The sequence below is a fragment of the Janthinobacterium sp. GW823-FHT03B06 genome (assembly GCF_058796955.1).
The window spans coordinates 176012-193737 of sequence record NZ_JBXAJE010000003.1 but is presented as its reverse complement, the minus strand read 5'-3'; the positions used below and the strand labels follow the sequence as shown (position 1 = coordinate 193737).

The following is a 17726-nucleotide window of genomic DNA, read 5'->3' as shown; positions in this document are numbered from 1 at the left end:
CCCCACCTCGGCGGCCCCGCTAATCCGACCTACGTTGCTAATCGCCGCTCATGGCGAGGCGTTGCCGTTCCATGAACTCCTGCAAGGTATCGATGCCGCGCAGTTGCAGAATCGTGTTGCGCACGGCCGCTTCCAGCAGGACGGCGATGTTGCGGCCGGCGGCGACGGGGATGACGACCTTGCGCACGGGCAGACCGAGTACGTCTTCCGTGGGAAACAGGAAAGGCAGGCGCTCGACTTCCTCTTCCAGCGCGTTGCGGCGCACCAGATGGACGATCAGTTTCAGGCGCATCTTGCGGCGCACGGCCGTTTCGCCAAAGATGGCCTTGATGTCGAGCAAGCCCAGGCCCCGCACTTCCAGCAGGTTTTGCAGCAGGGGCGGGCAGCGGCCTTCGATCATGTTCGGCGCGATGCGCGAGAATTCGACGGCGTCGTCGGCCACCAGGCCGTGGCTGCGCGAAATCAGCTCCAGCCCCAGCTCGCTCTTGCCCAGGCCCGAATCGCCCGTGATCAGCACGCCCACGCCCAGCACGTCCATGAACACGCCATGCATGATGATGCGCTGCGCCAGTTTTTTCGACAGGTAGACGCGCAGAAAGTCGATCACTTGCGCGGCCGGCAGCGGGGTGGAGAACAGGGGGATGTTTTGCTCGTCGCAGATGGCGAGGATGTCGGGCGGCGTTTCCAGCCCTTGCGCGATGATCAGCGCGGGCGGACCGCCGGCGATCAGTTCGCCGATCACGTGGGTACGCGTGTTGACCTTCAGGCGCTGATAGTAGTTGATTTCCTGGTGACCGAAGACCTGGATGCGGCCCGGATGGATCAGGTTCAAGTGGCCTACCTGGTCGGCGGCCGACGAGACGTCGCCCGAGATCAGGCGCTCGCCGCCGGGGAAGCCGGCGAACCAGCCCAGTTGCAGACTTTCACGATTATCGTCGTACAGGCGTTGTATCGTCAGCGGCGTTTGCAACATGGCAGTCTTCTTCAGGAGTGGAGGAATACCTGAAGTTTAACCCGCCGCTTGCAGACTGGGTTGCCAATTGACGATGCGCGAATGCACGGATTTCGGTTCCGGATCCGTGGCCAATGCCGTACGGAAGGCGTCATCGGAAAACATTTCGGCGATTTCCGACAGGATTTCCAGATGTTGCTGGGTGACATGATCGGGAATCAGCAGGAAAAACAGCAGATTGACGGGCTTGCCATCGGGCGACTCGAACGGAATCGGTTCGGCCAGGCGCACGAAGGCGCCCAGCGGCGATTTCAAGGTCTTGCTGCCCTTGACTCTGCCATGCGGCACGGCCACGCCATGACCCAGACCGGTCGAGCCCAGACGTTCGCGGGCAAACAGATTGTCCGAGACGGTAGAGCGGGCGATGCCGTAATTGTTTTCGAAGATCAGGCCGGCTTGCTCGAAGGCGCGCTTCTTGCTGGAAACTTCCAGATCCAGCAGGACGTTTTCGAGGGATAATATTTTGCTAAGATTAGTCATGACACTCAATGAAATGGTGCAATGCACAGAGGGCTTGCGAGCCGAATTATAGGCCTGTTTTCGCGGCCTGTAACGCCAATTCTCAACAGTATACGTCCGCTGCGGGCGCAGTGGGCGCTACAGCCAATGTGACCATCATTTTAGCAAAAAAATAACATCGGCGTGTATCGGCTATTTCTTGATTAAAAACACGCGGCGCGCCGGTTTTTCCGCCGCCGAATGCCGATTTTCCGATTTTTCAGCGTCTTTGACATGCTCTGCGGCACTACTGCAACGTTGTTTTAAAACACAGCCAACATTCCTGTTGGCATGGTTTTGGGGTGTTGCGCGGTGTTGCCTAGCGTTACTGGCGCGCGTTGCGCAGATTGCCCGGCATCGCTCCCGTGCTGAAGTTGCTGCGCCAGGGATTGATGTCGAGGCCGCCGCGGCGCGTATAGCGCGCATACACGGACAGTTTTTGCGGTTTGCATTGACGCAAAATATCAACAAAGATGCGCTCCACGCATTGCTCGTGGAATTCATTGTGTTCGCGGAAACCGATCAGGTAGCGCAACAGGCTTTCCTGGTCGATCTGCGGCCCCGCATACGCGATCTGCACGCTGCCCCAGTCGGGCTGGCCCGTCACCAGGCAATTCGATTTGAGCAGGTGCGAGACGAGTTTTTCTTCCACCGGCGCTGCATCGAGCGCCGCCTTCAAGAGCAGCGGCGAGGGCGTGTATTGCGTGATTTCCAGGTCCAGGCGGTCGAGCAGCACGCCGTCGAACTCGCCCATTTTGAGCTTGCCGAAATCTTCCTGCAAAGTCAGTTCCACTTGCACGGGCGCGCCGAAACCGTTCGACAAATCCTGCTTGAGCAGTGCCAGCAGGGCTTGCGGGCTGTCCAGCTTGGTCTGGTTGAACGAGTTCAGGTAGAGCTTGAACGATTTCGATTCGATGATGTTGGGCGAATCGGCCGGCGCGCTGACCTTGGCAATGGCCACCTGCGGCTTGCCGCGCTGGTTCAGCCACGACAGTTCGTAGGCGTTCCAGATATCGATGCCGAAAAACGGTAATGTACCGTGCAGTTCCAGCTCGTCGCGCTTGCCCTGGCGCGGAATCGGAAACAGCAATTCCGGCGCGTAATCGGTGCGGTAGGCGGAGCTTTTGCCCAGCGGGGATTGTTCGGCGAGGTCGTTGGTGGTGGTCATGGTCGTGTGGCGTGAATTCAGTCAAGCACGCATGGTAGCCTATTTCGGGGTCAGACCCGTCGGGTCTGACCCCAGCTTGTTCGCCTGGGTTAGAACTAACCTAAAAACAGCTTGTAGACGGGATTGCTGCTCTCATCCCAATAACGGTAACCGAGGGTATCGAGGAAGCGGGCGAATTCTCCCATTTCATCGGGCGGCACTTGCAGGCCGATCAGGATGCGGCCCACGTCGCCGCCCTGGCTGCGGTAATGGCACAGGGAAATATTCCAGTTCGGCGCCATGCTGTCGAGGAAGCGCATCAGCGCGCCCGGGCGTTCGGGGAATTCGAAGCGGTACAGCAGCTCGTCCTGCGCCAGCCGGCTCTTGCCGCCCACCAGGTGGCGGATATGCGACTTGGCCAGTTCGTCGTGGGTCAGGTCGAGGGTCTTGAATTCGTGTTCCTCGAAGGTCTTCGCCAGCACGCTGGATTCATGCCTGTCGGCAATTTGAATGCCGACGAACACGTGCGCGGCTTTTTCATCGCTGATGCGGTAGTTAAATTCCGTCACGTTGCGCGCGCCAATGAGCGAACAGAAGCGCTTGAAGCTGCCCCGCTGTTCGCGCATGGTAACGGCGAACACGGCTTCGCGGAATTCGCCCAACTCGGCCCGTTCCGCCACAAAACGCAGCCGGTCGAAATTCATGTTCGCGCCGCTGGCGATGGTGACCAGGGTTTCATTGTTGACGGGGTGCTTGGTCAGGCTGGCCCGTTCCACATAGGCCTTGGCGCCGGCGATGGCCAAGGCGCCGGACGGCTCCAGAATGCTGCGCGTATCCGTAAACACATCCTTGATGGCGGCGCAGATGGCGTCCGTGTCGACGGTGATGATTTCATCGACATACGCCTGCACCAGGCGGAAGGTTTCCTCGCCGGCCAGGCGCACGGCCGTGCCGTCGGCGAACAGGCCCACGTCGTTCAGGGTCACGCGCTCGCCCGCCTTCAGCGAGCGGGCCATGGCATTTGAATCGACGCTTTGCACGCCGATGATCTTGATGTCGGGGCGAATCTGTTTTACGTAGGCAGCAATGCCGGCGATCAAACCGCCGCCACCGATGGGGGCGAAGATGGCGTGGATGGGGCCGGCGTGCTGGCGCAGGATTTCCATGCCGATCGTGCCCTGGCCGGCGATCACGTCCGGGTCGTCGAACGGGTGCACGAAGGTCAGCTTCTGTTCCTTTTCCAGGGTCAGCGCATGGTTGTAGGCATCCGTGTACGACTCGCCGTGCAGCACCACTTCCACGTTCACGCCGCCGCGTCCCTTGACCGCCTCGACCTTCACCAGCGGCGTGGTAGTGGGCATGACGATGACGGCACGGCAACCCATGCGGGCGGCCGACAGGGCCACGCCCTGGGCATGGTTGCCGGCCGAGGCGCAGATCACGCCGCGCTTGCGTTCCGCTTCGCTGAGCTTGGACATCTTGTTATAGGCGCCGCGAATCTTGAAGCTGAACACGCTTTGCATGTCTTCGCGCTTGAAGTAAATCTGGTTGTTCAGGCGCTGCGACAGGGCAGGGGCCAGTTCCAGCGGCGTTTCGGTGGCGACGTCATAGACGCGGGCGGTCAGGATTTTCTTGAGGTAGTCGATGTTCATAGTCTGCAAGCAAGTGATTCTGGGCCAGAAAGGGTCTGGAGCGTGTCTGTCGATAGCGGCGGCGCGGCGGCGGATAGCCTGGCGACAATAATGCTCTGTGGAACTGCGGGCGGGTCTGCCTTTGCCAGCCGGCGCGATGTGTGCGGCGCCCAGGCTGCTCTTCATTATAATGGAGAGCCTTACCGCATCGCGAAGTGTTCCATGATCGAATCCGCAATCGCCTGGCTGCTGCAGCTGATCGCAGCACCGGAAGTCGGGCTGACATCGGTCTTTCTGATCAGCTTTATTTCCGCTACCCTCTTGCCGCTCGGCTCGGAGCCGGCCGTGTTTGCCGTGATCAAGGCCAATCCCGCGCTGTTCTGGGCCGCCATCGGCGTCGCCACCCTGGGCAATACCCTGGGCGGCATCGTCGACTACTGGATGGGCTACCGGGCCAAGCAGGCGTTCGCCAAGGAGCGCGATACGCGCTGGTTCCGCTGGCTGGCCCGCTATGGCGCCAAGACCATGCTGCTGGCCTGGCTGCCCCTCGTGGGCGATCCCCTGTGTACCCTGGCGGGCTGGCTCAAGTTGCCGTTCTGGCCCAGCGTGGCCTATATGGCCATCGGCAAGTGCGCACGCTACCTGACCATGACAGGCTTGCTGCTCTACGTCCCCGATGGTGTTTGGCACCGGATCGGCCAGATGCTGGCTTGAATGGGACGGCCTGCAACGCCAGTTTGCCCCATTTCGTGCAGTTCGATAGTTCGCAGCAGGGTCTGATTTTTGGTATTTTTTCGTTGAAAATTCGTAGAATCTGGTTTTTTATTCGGCAATGGAGGGCTTTTCCATATTTGCTATGGTGGCGGATGCGGTGCTTAAACCTTAGGCTGCCTAAGGCTGTTCCCGCATGGTGCGGCGCAATAAGATAAAATGGGTCTTTAGGGTCCAGTCCACATCGTCACCACACTCCATGAACGCTCCCGCACAAATCCAAGCTTTACTGGCAGAAACGCCGAATGGTCCCGCAGCAAGCCGCCTGCGCGAAATCCCGTATAACTACACGTCGTTTTCCGATCGCGAGATCGTCATACGCCTGTTGGGGGAGGACTCCTGGCGCCTGCTCGACGAGCTGCGCGGCGCCCGCCAGACGGGCCGTTCGGCCCGCATGCTGTACGAGGTGCTGGGCGATATCTGGGTCGTGCGCCGCAACCCCTATCTGCAGGATGACTTGCTCGACAATCCGAAGCGCCGCCAGGGCTTGATCGATGCCTTGCATCACCGCCTGGCCGAAGTCGACAAGCGCCGCCTGTCCATCGATGCGGCCGGCGGCGACGTGGCCGCCAGCGGCGAGACGCCGGAAGTGGCGCAGGCGCGCAGCCATAACGTTGAACTGCTGCTCAAGGCCGCCAGCAAGGCCGTGGCCGACTTTGGCGATGAATTCCGCAAGACCTACGACTTGCGCAAGCGCACGGTCAAGGTGCTGGGCCGCTACACGGAAAAGCACAATGTGCGCTTCGACGGCATGACGCGCGTGTCGCACGTGACGGATGCCACCGACTGGCGCGTGGAATACCCGTTCGTCGTGCTCACGCCCGACACGGAAGAGGAAATGGCCGGCCTGGTCAAGGGCTGTATCGAGCTGGGGCTGACCATCATCCCGCGCGGCGGCGGCACCGGCTACACGGGCGGCGCGATTCCATTGACGCCGATGTCGGCCGTCATCAACACAGAAAAACTGATCACCCTGGGCGCCGTGGAAATGACGGTCTTGCCTGGCTTGACGCACGAATACGCGACGATCAATTCGGGCGCGGGCGTGATCACGAACAAGGTCTCGGAAGCGGCGGAGAAGGCCGGTTTCGTGTTTGCCGTCGACCCCACCTCGGCCCACGCCTCTTGCATCGGCGGCAACGTCGCCATGAATGCGGGCGGCAAGAAAGCCGTGCTGTGGGGCACGGCGCTCGACAACCTGGCCTCGTGGCGCATGGTCGACCCGAACGGCGACTGGCTCGACGTCACGCGCCTCGACCATAACCTGGGCAAGATCCACGATATCGCGCTGGCACGTTTCCAGCTGGAATGGCGTCACCCGAGCACGCGCGACGCGACAAAACCGAACGCGCCGTTCAAGACGGAAATCCTGGAAATTCCTGGCCGTAAATTCCGCAAGGAAGGCCTGGGCAAGGATGTGACGGACAAATTCCTCGCCGGCTTGCCGGGTATCCAGAAAGAAGGCTGCGACGGCCTGATCACGTCGGCGCGCTGGATTCTGCACAAGATGCCGAAGTTCGCCCGCACCGTCTGCCTGGAATTCTTCGGCCAGGCGCGCGACGCGATCCCGTCGATCGTGGAAATCAAGGATTACCTCGATGGCTTGCCGGCCAAGGGCGAGCAATACACGAGCATCCGCCTGGCGGGCCTCGAGCACCTGGACGAGCGCTACCTGCGCGCCGTCGGCTACGCCACCAAGTCGAAGCGGGGCGTGCTGCCGAAGATGGCCCTGTTTGGCGACATCGTCGGCGACGATGAAAACGCCGTCGCGCAAGCGGCGTCGGAAGTGGTGCGCATCGCCAACACCCGCGTGGGTGAAGGCTTTGTGGCCGTCAGCCCCGAAGCGCGCAAGAAATTCTGGCTGGATCGTGCCCGCACGGCGGCGATCGCCAAACATACCAATGCGTTCAAGATCAATGAAGACGTCGTGATCCCGCTCAATCGCATGGGCGAATACACGGATGGCATCGAACGCATCAATATCGAGCTGTCGATCAAGAACAAGCTGCAACTGGCCGACGCCCTCAGCGAATTCTTTGCCAAGGGTAATTTGCCAATCGGCAAGAGCGACGATGCATCGGATGACCGCGTCGACGATGCTGAAATGCTGGGCGACCGCGCCGAGCAGGCGCAGCAGCTGCTGGCGCAAGTGACGGCGCGCTGGACCTATCTGCTGGCCCAGCTGGACCGTCCGCTGGTCGACGTGAAGGGCGAACTGGCCGAACTGGGCATGGAGCGCCTGTTGCCCGTGTTCGATGCGCGCCTGCAAACGCAGCCGAACGCCACCCTGTTCGACGTGGTACAGGACCGCACCGTGCGCATCACGTGGAAGCAGGAAATTCGCGCCCAGCTGCGCCAGATCTTCAACGGCGCCGCCTTTAAACTGATTCTCGACGAGGCCACTGCCATTCACGCGCGCATTTTGCGTAGCCGCGTGTTTGTCGCGCTGCACATGCATGCGGGCGACGGCAACGTGCACACGAACTTGCCCGTCAACTCGGACAATTACGAAATGCTGCAGGACGCCCACGAAGCCGTGGGCCGCATCATGATCCTGGCCCGCTCGCTCAATGGCGTCATTTCCGGCGAACATGGTATCGGCATCACCAAGCTGGAATTTTTGACGGAAGAAGAGATCGGCGACTTCCGCAGCTACAAGCAGCGCATCGATCCCGAAGGCCGTTTCAACAAGGGCAAGCTGCTGAACCTGCCGGGCATGGGCGCCGACTTGCGCAATGCCTACACGCCATCGTTCGGCCTGATGGGCCATGAGTCGCTGATCATGCAGCAAAGCGATATCGGCGCCATCGCCGACAGCGTCAAGGATTGCTTGCGTTGCGGCAAGTGCAAACCCGTGTGCTCGACCCACGTACCGCGCGCCAACTTGCTGTACTCGCCGCGCGACAAGATCCTGGCGACCTCGTCCCTGATCGAAGCCTTCCTGTACGAAGAGCAGACGCGCCGCGGTATTTCCATCAAGCATTGGGAAGAGTTCGAGGACGTGGCCGACCACTGCACGGTCTGCCATAAATGCGTGACGCCTTGCCCCGTGAACATCGACTTCGGCGATGTGTCGATGAACATGCGCAATTTGCTGCGCAAGATGGACAAGAAGAGCTTTAATCCGGGCACCAAGGCGACGATGATGTTCCTCAACGCCACCGATCCCGTGACCATCAACGCCACGCGCAAGGTCATGATCGGCTGGGGTTACAAGGCGCAGCGCCTGGGCCACGATTTGCTGAAGAAATTTGCGAAAAAGCAAACCAAGGCGCCGCCGCCATCGACGGGCAAGCCGCCCGTCAAGGCGCAGGTGATCCACTTCATCAACAAGAAGATGCCGGGCAACCTGCCGAAGAAGTCGGCGCGCGCGCTGCTCGACATCGAAGACGACAAGGTCATCCCGATCATCCGCAATCCGAAGACGACGACGGCCGATACGGAAGCCGTGTTCTACTTCCCTGGTTGCGGTTCGGAACGTTTGTTCTCGCAAGTGGGCCTGGCGACGCAGGCGATGCTGTGGGAAGTGGGTGTGCAGACGGTCTTGCCGCCTGGCTACCTGTGCTGCGGTTATCCGCAGCGGGGCGCGGGCGAGTTCGACAAGGCCGAGAAGATGATGACGGACAACCGCGTCCTGTTCCACCGCATGGCCAACACGCTCAATTACCTGGACATCAAGACGGTGCTCGTCTCGTGCGGCACCTGCTACGACCAGTTGGCCACCTATCAGTTCGAGAAGATTTTCCCTGGCTGCCGCATCATGGATATCCATGAGTATTTGCTGGAGAAAAACGTCAAGCTGGAAGGCGTCAACGGCACGCGCTATATGTACCACGAGCCATGCCACAATCCGATGAAGCTGCAGGAATCGGGCAAGACGATCAACTCCCTGATCAGCACGGTAGACAACGTGAAGATCGAGAAGAATGACCGTTGCTGCGGCGAATCGGGTTCCTTGGCCGTTACGCGTCCCGATATCTCCACGCAAGTGCGTTTCCGCAAGGAAGAAGAGATGGTCAAGGGCGCCGACAAGCTGCGCGGCGACGGTTTTACCGGTGACGTTAAAATCCTCACCAGCTGCCCGTCGTGTCTGCAAGGCTTGTCGCGCTACAATGACGATTCGGGTACGACGGCCGATTACATCGTCGTCGAGATCGCCAAACACTTGCTGGGAGAGAACTGGATGCCCGATTACGTGAAACGCGCCAATGACGGCGGCATCGAACGGGTGCTGGTGTGACGTCCTCGACCTGCGATCTGTGCAACTTGCTCGATGGCTTTGCCAAGAAGCAGGGCTGTGAGGTCTTGCTGTGGCGCAGCGAGCGCCTGTCCGTGGTGGCCGTCGACGACCCAAGCTACCCCGGCTTTTGCCGCGTGATCTGGAACAAGCACGTGAAGGAAATGACGGATCTCACGCCCGGCGAGCGCAATTACGTGATGGAAGTCGTGTGGCAAGTCGAGCTGGCCGTGCGCGAAGTGATGGCGCCCGAAAAGGTCAATGTGGCCAGTTTCGGCAACATGACGCCGCATGTGCACTGGCACGTGATCCCGCGCTATCGTGACGACGCGCATTTCCCGCACCCGAGCTGGGCAGTCGTGCAGCGCGAGACGGCGCCCGAGGTGCTGGCCGCGCGCCGCGCCCTGTTGCCGGCCTTGCGCGAGGCCATCATTCAACGTTTATCCGCATAAAGTATCGTCATGACCGAAAAAATAGCAACACCCCAACCGACCGGCTTGACCGTGCACAACCAGTCGCGCGTGCTCGACGTGGCTTTCGACGATGGCAGCACATTTGCGCTGCCGTTCGAATACCTGCGCGTGTACTCGCCATCGGCCGAAGTGCAGGGCCATGGCAAGGGCCAGGAAACCTTGCAATTAGGCAAACGCCTGGTCGGCATCACGGGCATCGAGCCCGTCGGCAACTACGCCGTGCAGCCTACCTTCAGCGACGGCCACAATTCCGGCCTGTACACCTGGGCTTATCTGTACAAGCTGGGCTCGGAAAAGGACAAACTGTGGCAAGCCTACCTTGACCAGCTGGCGGCAGCCGGCTACCCGGGCGACAGCGGCCGCGACGCCAAGGCCGACATGACGGTCAAGCAGTCGTCCGGCGGCCACGTTCACGGTCCGAGCTGCGGGCATAAACACTAAGCTGAAAAAATAATGCGGTACTCTTGTCGGATTGCCGCCGCCCCATTCGTCGTATGAATGCCCGCGCTTGCGGGCATTTTTCTTTGGAGAAGAGACTATGGAATACATGATCCTGATCTACGCCGATGAATCCCGTTATGCATCCATGCCGGAAGGGCAGATGGCCAGCCTGATGGCCGACTTTGCCAGCTACACGCAGGCGCTGGAAGCGGCCGGCGCGCTGCGCGGCGGGGCCGAGCTGGCGCCGGTGGGCAGCGCCACCTGCGTGCGTGTGCAAAATGGCAAGCCTGTCATCACGGACGGGCCGTTCGCGGAAACCAAGGAGCAGCTGGGCGGCTACTATCTGCTGGACTGCGCCCACCTGGACGAAGCGCTGGCCTGGGCCGGGCGTTGTCCGGCGGCTTCCCTGGGCACGATCGAAGTGCGGCCCGTCACGGCTTGACCATGGCCGGCGACGCCGTTACGGCCGTCGAGCACGTCTTTCGCCAGGAAAAGGGCAGGGTGCTGGCCGGCCTGATGCGGCGTTTCGGCGACCTGGGCCTGGCGGAAGATGTGCTGCAGGAAGCGTGCCGCAAGGCGCTGGAGCTGTGGCCGCGCACGGGCATCCCCGACAATCCTGCCGCCTGGCTCAGTGCCGTGGCGCGCAACGCGGCTCTCGACCACGTGCGCCGGGCGGGCAAGAGCGTCAGCGATGCCGAGGCCGTGCTGTCGTGCCTGCCTGCGGTCGAGACTGTTGACGCGCAGCCTATCGAAGACGACCGCCTGCGCCTGCTGTTCATCTGCTGCCATCCCGCGCTGGCGCCCGAGGCGCAGGTGGCGCTGGCCCTGCGCACCCTGTGTGGCCTGTCCACGGGCGAGATCGCGCGCGCCTTCGGCGTGGCGGAAGCGGCCCTGTCGCAGCGTTTGTTGCGCGCCAAACGCAAGATCGCCGAAGCGCGCATTCCCTTCGAGTTGCCGCCGGAGCAAGAACTGCAGCTGCGGCTGGCGCAAGTGCTGCACGTGATTTACCTGGTGTTCAGCGAAGGTTATTGCGCCAGCGGCGGCGACACGTTGCTGCGCGCAGACCTGTGCGCGGAAGCGCTGCGCCTGGGGCGCCTGCTGGACAGCCTGCAGCCCGGCCAGCCGGAAGTGCAGGGGTTATTGGCCCTGATGCTGCTGCAGGCGTCGCGCGGCCCGGCCCGCCTCTCGCCAGGCGGTGAACTGCTGACCCTGGAAGAGCAGGACCGGCGCCTGTGGGATGACGCCCTGATTGCCGAGGGATTGGCCGTGCTGGCGCTGACCTTGCCGGCGCGCGCGCCAGGGCCGTATCAGCTGCAGGCCGCCATTGCCGCCTTGCACGCGCAAGCGCCCACGGCCAGCGGGACGGACTGGCGCCAGATCAGCGCCCTGTATGGCGCCTTGCTGCGGCACAAGCCGGAACCCATGATTTTGCTCAATGCCGTGATCGCCTGCGCCATGGCGCACGGCGCCGCACACGGGCTGGCGTGGCTGGCGCGGCTCGAAGCCGTGTCCAGCCTTGCCAACTCGCATTATCTGCACGCGGCCCGGGCCGACTTGCTGCGCCGCCAGGGCGACCGGCCGGGGGCGCTGGCGGCGTATGCGCGGGCGGCCATGCTGGCGTCGAATGCAGTGGAAAGGCAATACCTTCTCCGGCGTCACGGGGAAATGCGCCTGCCGCTTGTATAATGCATGCAAGTTCAAACAGACTGCCTACCATGACCAATACGACCCATTTCGGATACAAAACAGTTGCAGAAGACGACAAAGTGCGCGAAGTCGCCAAGGTGTTCCATTCCGTCGCTGCCAAATACGACGTGATGAACGACTTGATGTCGGGCGGGCTGCACCGTCTGTGGAAGACGTTTACCATCGCCAACGCGGGCGTGCGCCCCGGTTTCAAGGTGCTCGACATCGCCGGCGGCACGGGCGACCTGTCGAAGGCGTTTGCCAAGCAGGCGGGTCCTACGGGCGAAGTCTGGTTGACCGATATCAATGAATCGATGTTGCGCGTGGGCCGCGATCGCCTCTTGAATCGCGGCTTGCTCACCCCCACCTTGTTGTGTGACGCGGAAAAACTGCCATTCCCCGATAATTATTTCGACCGCGTCAGCGTGGCCTTCGGCCTGCGCAACATGACGCACAAGGACGTGGCGCTGGCGGAAATGCGCCGCGTGCTGAAACCGGGCGGCAAGCTGCTGGTGCTGGAATTTTCCAAGGTGGCGGCGCCGCTGCAAAAACCGTACGACCTGTATTCGTTCTCGGTCTTGCCGTGGTTCGGCCAGAAAATCGCCGGTGACGCGGAAAGCTATCGCTATCTGGCCGAATCGATCCGCATGCACCCGGACCAGGAAACCTTGAAGACCATGATGGAAACGGCGGGCCTGGAGCGCGTGCAGTACTACAATTTGACGGCAGGCATTGCCGCTTTGCACACCGGTATCAAGATGTAATGCATCAACGTTGGTGATTTTAGGAGATGGAATGAAATTGAAGAAATTTATGGTCGGCATGATGCTGGCCGCGGCTGCGGTATCCATGCTGGGCGAGGCGCTGGCCCGTCCCATGGGCGGTGGCCGTTCGTTTGGCCGCCAGTCGCAAAACGTGGGCCGCCAGGCGCCTGCACCTGCGCCCACCCCGGCGCCGGCTGCCGCGCCACGCCAGGCACAACCGGCTCCTGCCCCCGCACCGGCGCCTGCCGCCAAGGCACCGAGCCGCTGGAAGGGCTTGCTGGGCGGCGCCTTGCTGGGCCTGGGTCTGGGCGCCTTGCTGTCGCACTTTGGCCTGGGCGGCGCCCTGGCCAGCATGATCAGCACCCTGCTGATGGTGGCCTTGCTCGCTGGCGTGGCCTTCTTCATCTACCGCATGGTGCGCGGCAAGCGCGACAACAATACCAGCGGCAATGCGCCGTTCGCCGGTTTCGGCAACCAGCCTGCACCGGCCGGCAATGTGCCCGACATCGGTTCGCACATCCCGCCGCTGCCGCCGCTGCAACCCGTCTCGTCCGGCGTCGGCCTGGACAAGCCGGCACCGGCTGCCGCGCCATGGGGCGTACCAGGCGACTTCGACAAGGAAGCCTTCCTGCGCCACGCGAAAAGCAATTTCATTCGCCTGCAAGCGGCCTGGGACAAGGCCGACGTCAACGATATCCGCGAATTCACGTCGCCGGAAGTGTATGCGGAACTGCGCATGCAAATCCAGGAACGGGGCGCGCAGCCGGACTTTACGGATGTCGTCACCATCGATGCCGAACTGCTCGGTATCGAGACGAGCGTCAACGATTACCTGGCCAGCGTCAAGTTTACGGGCCTGATCCGTTCGGCGCCGGGCGCGGCAGCGGAACCGTTTTCGGAAGTGTGGAATATGTCGAAACCCGTCAGCGGCAACAGCGGCTGGGTCCTGGCAGGCATCCAGCAATTGAATTAATTGTCAAAACTTGCTGAATAATGGCTTAAGTCCATGCGGAATGCATGATGCTTGACAGATATTTCCTGCTGAACTGGTAAGATCGAAACCGCCCGCGTTGTTGTACGGGCGGTTTTTCATTTTTAGGGGCGCGTTTGGCGCGCAGGCACACGATGGCACCACTTTCCGATCTTTCCCTGATGACGCCCGTCATCGCCACTATCAACCATTTGCTGGCGCAAGAGCCGTGGGCGCGCCAGCAGCTGGCCGTGCACGCCGGCAAGCTGGCCTGCATCGATACGGGCGCCGTGGCCTTGCGCCTGCGCGTCGACAGCGCCGGCATGCTGGAGGCGGCACCGGCGGACGTAGTTGCTAATGTGACCATCCGCGTGAAATTGTCCGATGTGCCGCTGATCCTGCAAAACCGCGAGCGGGCGTTTTCCTACGTCAAGATCGAAGGCGATGCCGAGTTTGCCAATGCGATTTCGCAATTGAGCAAGGGTTTGCGCTGGGAAGCCGAGCACGACCTGGAAAAGGTCGTCGGCCCCATGCTGGCCACGCGCCTCGTTTCCGGTGCGAAAGATGCCGCCGCCTTTGTGCGCACGGGCCAGCAAAAGCTGGCGGAAAACGTGGCCGAATATTTTCTCGACGAACAGCCCATGCTGATCCGTCCTTCTACCCTGCAAGAGTATTCCGCTGGCGTGACGCGCGTGCGCGATGACGTCGAACGCCTGGCCAAGCGCCTTGCCCGGCTGGAAAAGGCGGCCGCCGCCGTCCAGCCGCAGTCCTCCTCACCGGATTTGTCTACATGATATTGAAATTCCTGCGCCTGTTTAAAATCATCCGTGTTTCCATCAAGTACGGTCTGGATGAGATAGCGATTTCTGGTCTGCAAGTTCCCCGCACCGCCAAATTGATCGACACCCTGATTTTCTGGCGCGACCTGTCGTCGCCACGGGGCTTGCGCCTGCGCCTGGCGCTGGAAGAGCTGGGTCCGATTTTCGTCAAGTTCGGCCAGGTGCTGTCGACCCGGCGCGATTTGATGCCGCCCGATATCGCCGAAGAACTGGCGCGCCTGCAAGACCGGGTGCCGCCGTTCGATTCCGATCTGGCCATCGCGCAGATCACCAAGTCGCTCGGTGCGCACCCCGATCAACTGTTTGCCCGCTTCGAGCGCGAGCCGGTGGCGTCCGCATCTATTGCCCAGGTGCACTTTGCCACCTTGAAAGACGGCCGCGAAGTGGCCGTGAAGGTCTTGCGTCCAGGCATGAAAAAGCTGATCGACGAAGATGTGGCCCTGATGCACATCGCCGCCGACTGGACCAGCCGCCTGTGGGCCGACAGCAAGCGCCTGAAGCCGAAAGAGGTGGTGGGCGAGTTCGACAAATACCTGCACGACGAGCTGGACCTGATGCGCGAGGCGGCCAACGCCAGCCAGCTGCGCCGCAACTTCGCCAATTCGGACTTGCTGCTGGTGCCCGAAATGCACTGGGATTATTGTTCCAGCAGCGTCATCGTCATGGAGCGCATGTACGGCATCCCCGTGTCGCAGACCGAGCGCCTGGTGGCGGCCGGCGTGGACTTGCGCAAACTGTCCAGCGATGGCGTGGAGATTTTCTTCACGCAAGTGTTCCGCGACGGCTTTTTCCATGCTGACATGCACCCAGGCAATATTCTCGTGTCGATCGCGCCCGACTCGTTCGGCCGCTACATCGCGCTCGACTTCGGCATCGTGGGTACCTTGAATGACTACGACAAGGATTATCTGTCGCAAAACTTCCTCGCCTTCTTCCGCCGCGACTACAAGCGCGTGGCCGAGGCGCACATCGAATCGGGCTGGGCGCCGAAGGACACGCGCGTCGACGAGCTGGAAGCGGCCGTGCGCGCCTGCTGCGAGCCGATCTTCGACCGCCCGCTGAAGGATATTTCTTTTGGGCAAGTATTGCTGCGGCTGTTCCAGACCTCGCGCCGCTTCAACGTGGAAGTGCAGCCGCAACTGGTGCTGCTGCAAAAGACCCTGCTCAATATCGAAGGCCTGGGCCGCCAGCTCGATCCGGAACTGGACCTGTGGCAAACGGCCAAGCCCTACCTGGAAAAATGGATGAGCAACCAGGTGGGGCCGCAAGGCTTCATGGAGCGTTTGCGCGCGGAGGCGCCCCGTTATGCGCACATTTTCCCGCAACTGCCGCGCTTGCTGCACCAGGCCTTGACCGTGCATGGCGAACCGCGTGAAAACGACGTGGAATTGATGAAAACCTTGCTAGCGGAGCAACGCCAGACGAACCGCTTGCTGAGTTTTATCGTGTACTTTGTCGGTGCCTTCGCGCTCGGCGCGCTGGGCTTGCAAGTGTTCATGCGCTGGCATCAACTGCCGTTTTAACTCGCTGAGGACGTAAGTGATGGCTGACTTCCACAACCGCGACCCGCTCTCGCCTGCCTTCTGGGACGAGCGTTTCGAAAAGCAATTCACGCCCTGGGACCACGGCGGCGTGCCGTCGCGCCTGCGCAGCTTCGTGGCCGGCAGTCCGGCGCCGCTGCGCTGCCTGATACCCGGCTGCGGCTCCGCCTATGAACTGGTCTTCATGCTCGACCAGGGCTGGGATGCCACGGCCATCGACTTTTCGCCGGCCGCCGTGGCCGCCGCGCGTGCCCAGCTGGGCGAGCGGGCAGGGCAGGTGGTGGAAGCGGATTTCTTTGCCTGGCAGCCCGAGGCACCGCTGGACCTGATCTATGAACGGGCGTTTTTGTGCGCCATGCCGCGCGCCATGTGGCCGCAAGTGGCGGCCCGCTGGGCGCAGCTGCTGGCGCCGGGCGCCATGCTGGCCGGTTACTTTTTCTTTGACGACAACGCCAAGGGGCCGCCGTTCGGCATTTCGCGGGAGAAACTGCAGGAATTGCTGGTGCCGCATTTCGACTGCCTGGCCGATGAGGCCGTCGGCGATTCCATCGCCGTCTTCGCCGGCAAGGAGCGCTGGATGAGCTGGCGCCGCCGGGCGGACTGAAGCGGGCGGGGCATTTTCCGCTGGCGACAAAGGAAAAGCTTTATAATTCAGGGTTTTTGAAGTTTTTTCTCGGAGTAGAGATGCCGATTTACGCTTACCGTTGTGACGAGTGTGGTTTTGCCAAGGATGTCTTGCAAAAGATCTCCGATCCAGTACTGACGGTGTGCCTGTCGTGCGGCAAGCCCAGTTTCAAGAAACAATTGACGGCCGCCGGTTTCCAATTGAAGGGCACTGGCTGGTACGCGACCGATTTCCGCGGCGGTACGGCGCCCACCACGGCCATTCCGACGGGCCCGGCCGATAACGCCAAGCCTGCCCCGGCCGCCGAGAGCGCGCCTGCCGCTGCGCCTGCGCCCGCTCCTGCTGCCACCGCGCCGAAAGCGGACTGAAAAGCGCGCCGCGCCGATACGATCCATTACCGAGAAACTGATGCGTAAATACTTTATTACCGGATTACTGATTTTGGTGCCCCTGGCCATTACGGCCTGGGTGCTGAATCTGGTCATCAGCACGATGGACCAGTCGCTGTTGCTGGTGCCCGGCAGTACGCAGCCCAGCGTCTGGTTCGGCCACAAGATTCCCGCGCTGAGCACCATTCCCGGCCTGGGCACGGTATTGACGGTGCTGATCGTGTTCTTCACGGGCTTGCTGACGAATAACCTGGTCGGCAATTACGTGGTGAAACTGTGGGAAAAATTGCTGCAACGCATACCCATCGTCAATTCCCTGTATTCGAGCGTCAAGCAAGTATCCGATACCCTGTTTTCCCCGTCGGGCAATGCCTTCCGCAAGGCCGTGCTGGTGCCGTATCCGCACCAGAACTCCTGGACCATCGCTTTCCTGACGGGCGTGCCGGGCGGCGATGCGGCGAACCACCTGGTGGGCGACTATGTCAGCGTGTACGTGCCGACGACGCCGAACCCGACGTCAGGCTTTTTCCTGATGATGAAGCGCAGCGATGTCGTCGAACTCGACATGAGCGTCGATGCGGCGCTCAAATATATCGTCTCGATGGGCGTGGTGGCACCTGCGGAAGTTGTTGCTGTACCGGCCCCGGCAGCCAAAGAATAAAGGCAGGCGTCCCATGCGGGACGTGGCCGGATTGAACACTC

The 17726-nt window shown here is 61.6% G+C and carries 17 protein-coding genes; 13 read left to right on the top strand and 4 right to left on the bottom strand.

From position 1 onward, the window contains the following. Positions 1 to 37 precede the first annotated feature (37 nt). From hprK to ilvA, 4 genes are all read right to left on the bottom strand, one after another. Positions 38 to 973: an HPr(Ser) kinase/phosphatase gene (hprK, locus tag AC1RBA_RS11870; protein ID WP_034753337.1), complete on the bottom strand. Its 936-nt coding sequence runs from the start codon at positions 971 to 973 to the stop codon at positions 38 to 40. Positions 974 to 1009: 36 nt separating this feature from the next. Further along, entirely contained in the window at positions 1010 to 1492 is a 483-nt protein-coding gene (locus tag AC1RBA_RS11865; RefSeq protein ID WP_034753339.1) for a PTS sugar transporter subunit IIA, read from the bottom strand. A 343-nt stretch (positions 1493 to 1835) separates the two neighbouring features. Beyond that, positions 1836 to 2678 (bottom strand): NADPH-dependent 7-cyano-7-deazaguanine reductase QueF, encoded by an 843-nt coding sequence (gene queF / locus AC1RBA_RS11860; protein ID WP_492418342.1) that lies wholly within the window; start codon positions 2676 to 2678, stop codon positions 1836 to 1838. 95 nt (positions 2679 to 2773) lie between these two features. Beyond that, complete coding sequence (gene ilvA / locus AC1RBA_RS11855) at positions 2774 to 4309, bottom strand: threonine ammonia-lyase, biosynthetic (protein ID WP_034753344.1); 1536 nt, start codon at positions 4307 to 4309, stop codon at positions 2774 to 2776. A 201-nt stretch (positions 4310 to 4510) separates the two neighbouring features. Here ilvA and AC1RBA_RS11850 point away from each other — a divergent pair, with 201 nt between their 5' ends. The 13 genes from AC1RBA_RS11850 (at position 4511) to AC1RBA_RS11790 (ending at position 17685) form a co-directional block, all read left to right on the top strand. After that, positions 4511 to 5002, top strand: coding sequence for a YqaA family protein (locus AC1RBA_RS11850; RefSeq protein WP_070221645.1), 492 nt, complete (start codon positions 4511 to 4513; stop codon positions 5000 to 5002). A gap of 256 nt (positions 5003 to 5258) precedes the next feature. Next, positions 5259 to 9299 (top strand): DUF3683 domain-containing protein, encoded by a 4041-nt coding sequence (locus AC1RBA_RS11845; RefSeq protein ID WP_070221644.1) that lies wholly within the window; start codon positions 5259 to 5261, stop codon positions 9297 to 9299. After that, the gene (locus AC1RBA_RS11840; protein WP_492418339.1) at positions 9296 to 9748 is read left to right on the top strand and encodes an HIT family protein; all 453 of its coding nucleotides are present in this window, start codon (positions 9296 to 9298) and stop codon (positions 9746 to 9748) included. The genes AC1RBA_RS11845 and AC1RBA_RS11840 overlap by 4 nt, the downstream gene beginning before the upstream one ends. A 9-nt stretch (positions 9749 to 9757) precedes the next feature. Continuing rightward, positions 9758 to 10210: a gamma-butyrobetaine hydroxylase family protein gene (locus tag AC1RBA_RS11835; protein WP_492418337.1), complete on the top strand. Its 453-nt coding sequence runs from the start codon at positions 9758 to 9760 to the stop codon at positions 10208 to 10210. Between the two features lie 97 nt (positions 10211 to 10307). Continuing rightward, a complete protein-coding gene (locus AC1RBA_RS11830; protein WP_492418335.1) occupies positions 10308 to 10652 on the top strand; it encodes a YciI family protein in 345 nt (114 codons plus the stop codon). A gap of 2 nt (positions 10653 to 10654) precedes the next feature. Then, positions 10655 to 11896, top strand: coding sequence for an RNA polymerase sigma factor (locus AC1RBA_RS11825; RefSeq protein WP_492418333.1), 1242 nt, complete (start codon positions 10655 to 10657; stop codon positions 11894 to 11896). A gap of 29 nt (positions 11897 to 11925) precedes the next feature. After that, on the top strand, positions 11926 to 12660 hold the full coding sequence (gene ubiE, locus AC1RBA_RS11820) for a bifunctional demethylmenaquinone methyltransferase/2-methoxy-6-polyprenyl-1,4-benzoquinol methylase UbiE (RefSeq protein WP_034753359.1): 735 nt from the start codon (positions 11926 to 11928) through the stop codon (positions 12658 to 12660). 31 nt (positions 12661 to 12691) lie between these two features. Continuing rightward, complete coding sequence (locus tag AC1RBA_RS11815; RefSeq protein ID WP_492418331.1) at positions 12692 to 13633, top strand: Tim44 domain-containing protein; 942 nt, start codon at positions 12692 to 12694, stop codon at positions 13631 to 13633. A gap of 152 nt (positions 13634 to 13785) precedes the next feature. Further along, a complete protein-coding gene (locus AC1RBA_RS11810; protein WP_070292362.1) occupies positions 13786 to 14424 on the top strand; it encodes a ubiquinone biosynthesis accessory factor UbiJ in 639 nt (212 codons plus the stop codon). After that, complete coding sequence (ubiB, locus tag AC1RBA_RS11805) at positions 14421 to 15992, top strand: ubiquinone biosynthesis regulatory protein kinase UbiB (RefSeq protein ID WP_070221638.1); 1572 nt, start codon at positions 14421 to 14423, stop codon at positions 15990 to 15992. Before AC1RBA_RS11810 ends, ubiB begins: the two co-directional genes overlap by 4 nt. Positions 15993 to 16011: 19 nt before the next feature. Next, on the top strand, positions 16012 to 16614 hold the full coding sequence (locus tag AC1RBA_RS11800; RefSeq protein ID WP_492418329.1) for a methyltransferase: 603 nt from the start codon (positions 16012 to 16014) through the stop codon (positions 16612 to 16614). Positions 16615 to 16694: 80 nt separating this feature from the next. Further along, the gene (locus AC1RBA_RS11795) at positions 16695 to 17003 is read left to right on the top strand and encodes an FmdB family zinc ribbon protein (protein WP_070221636.1); all 309 of its coding nucleotides are present in this window, start codon (positions 16695 to 16697) and stop codon (positions 17001 to 17003) included. Positions 17004 to 17043: 40 nt separating this feature from the next. After that, positions 17044 to 17685, top strand: a complete 642-nt coding sequence (locus tag AC1RBA_RS11790; RefSeq protein WP_070292364.1) for a DUF502 domain-containing protein — start codon at positions 17044 to 17046, stop codon at positions 17683 to 17685. Positions 17686 to 17726: the final 41 nt, after the last annotated feature.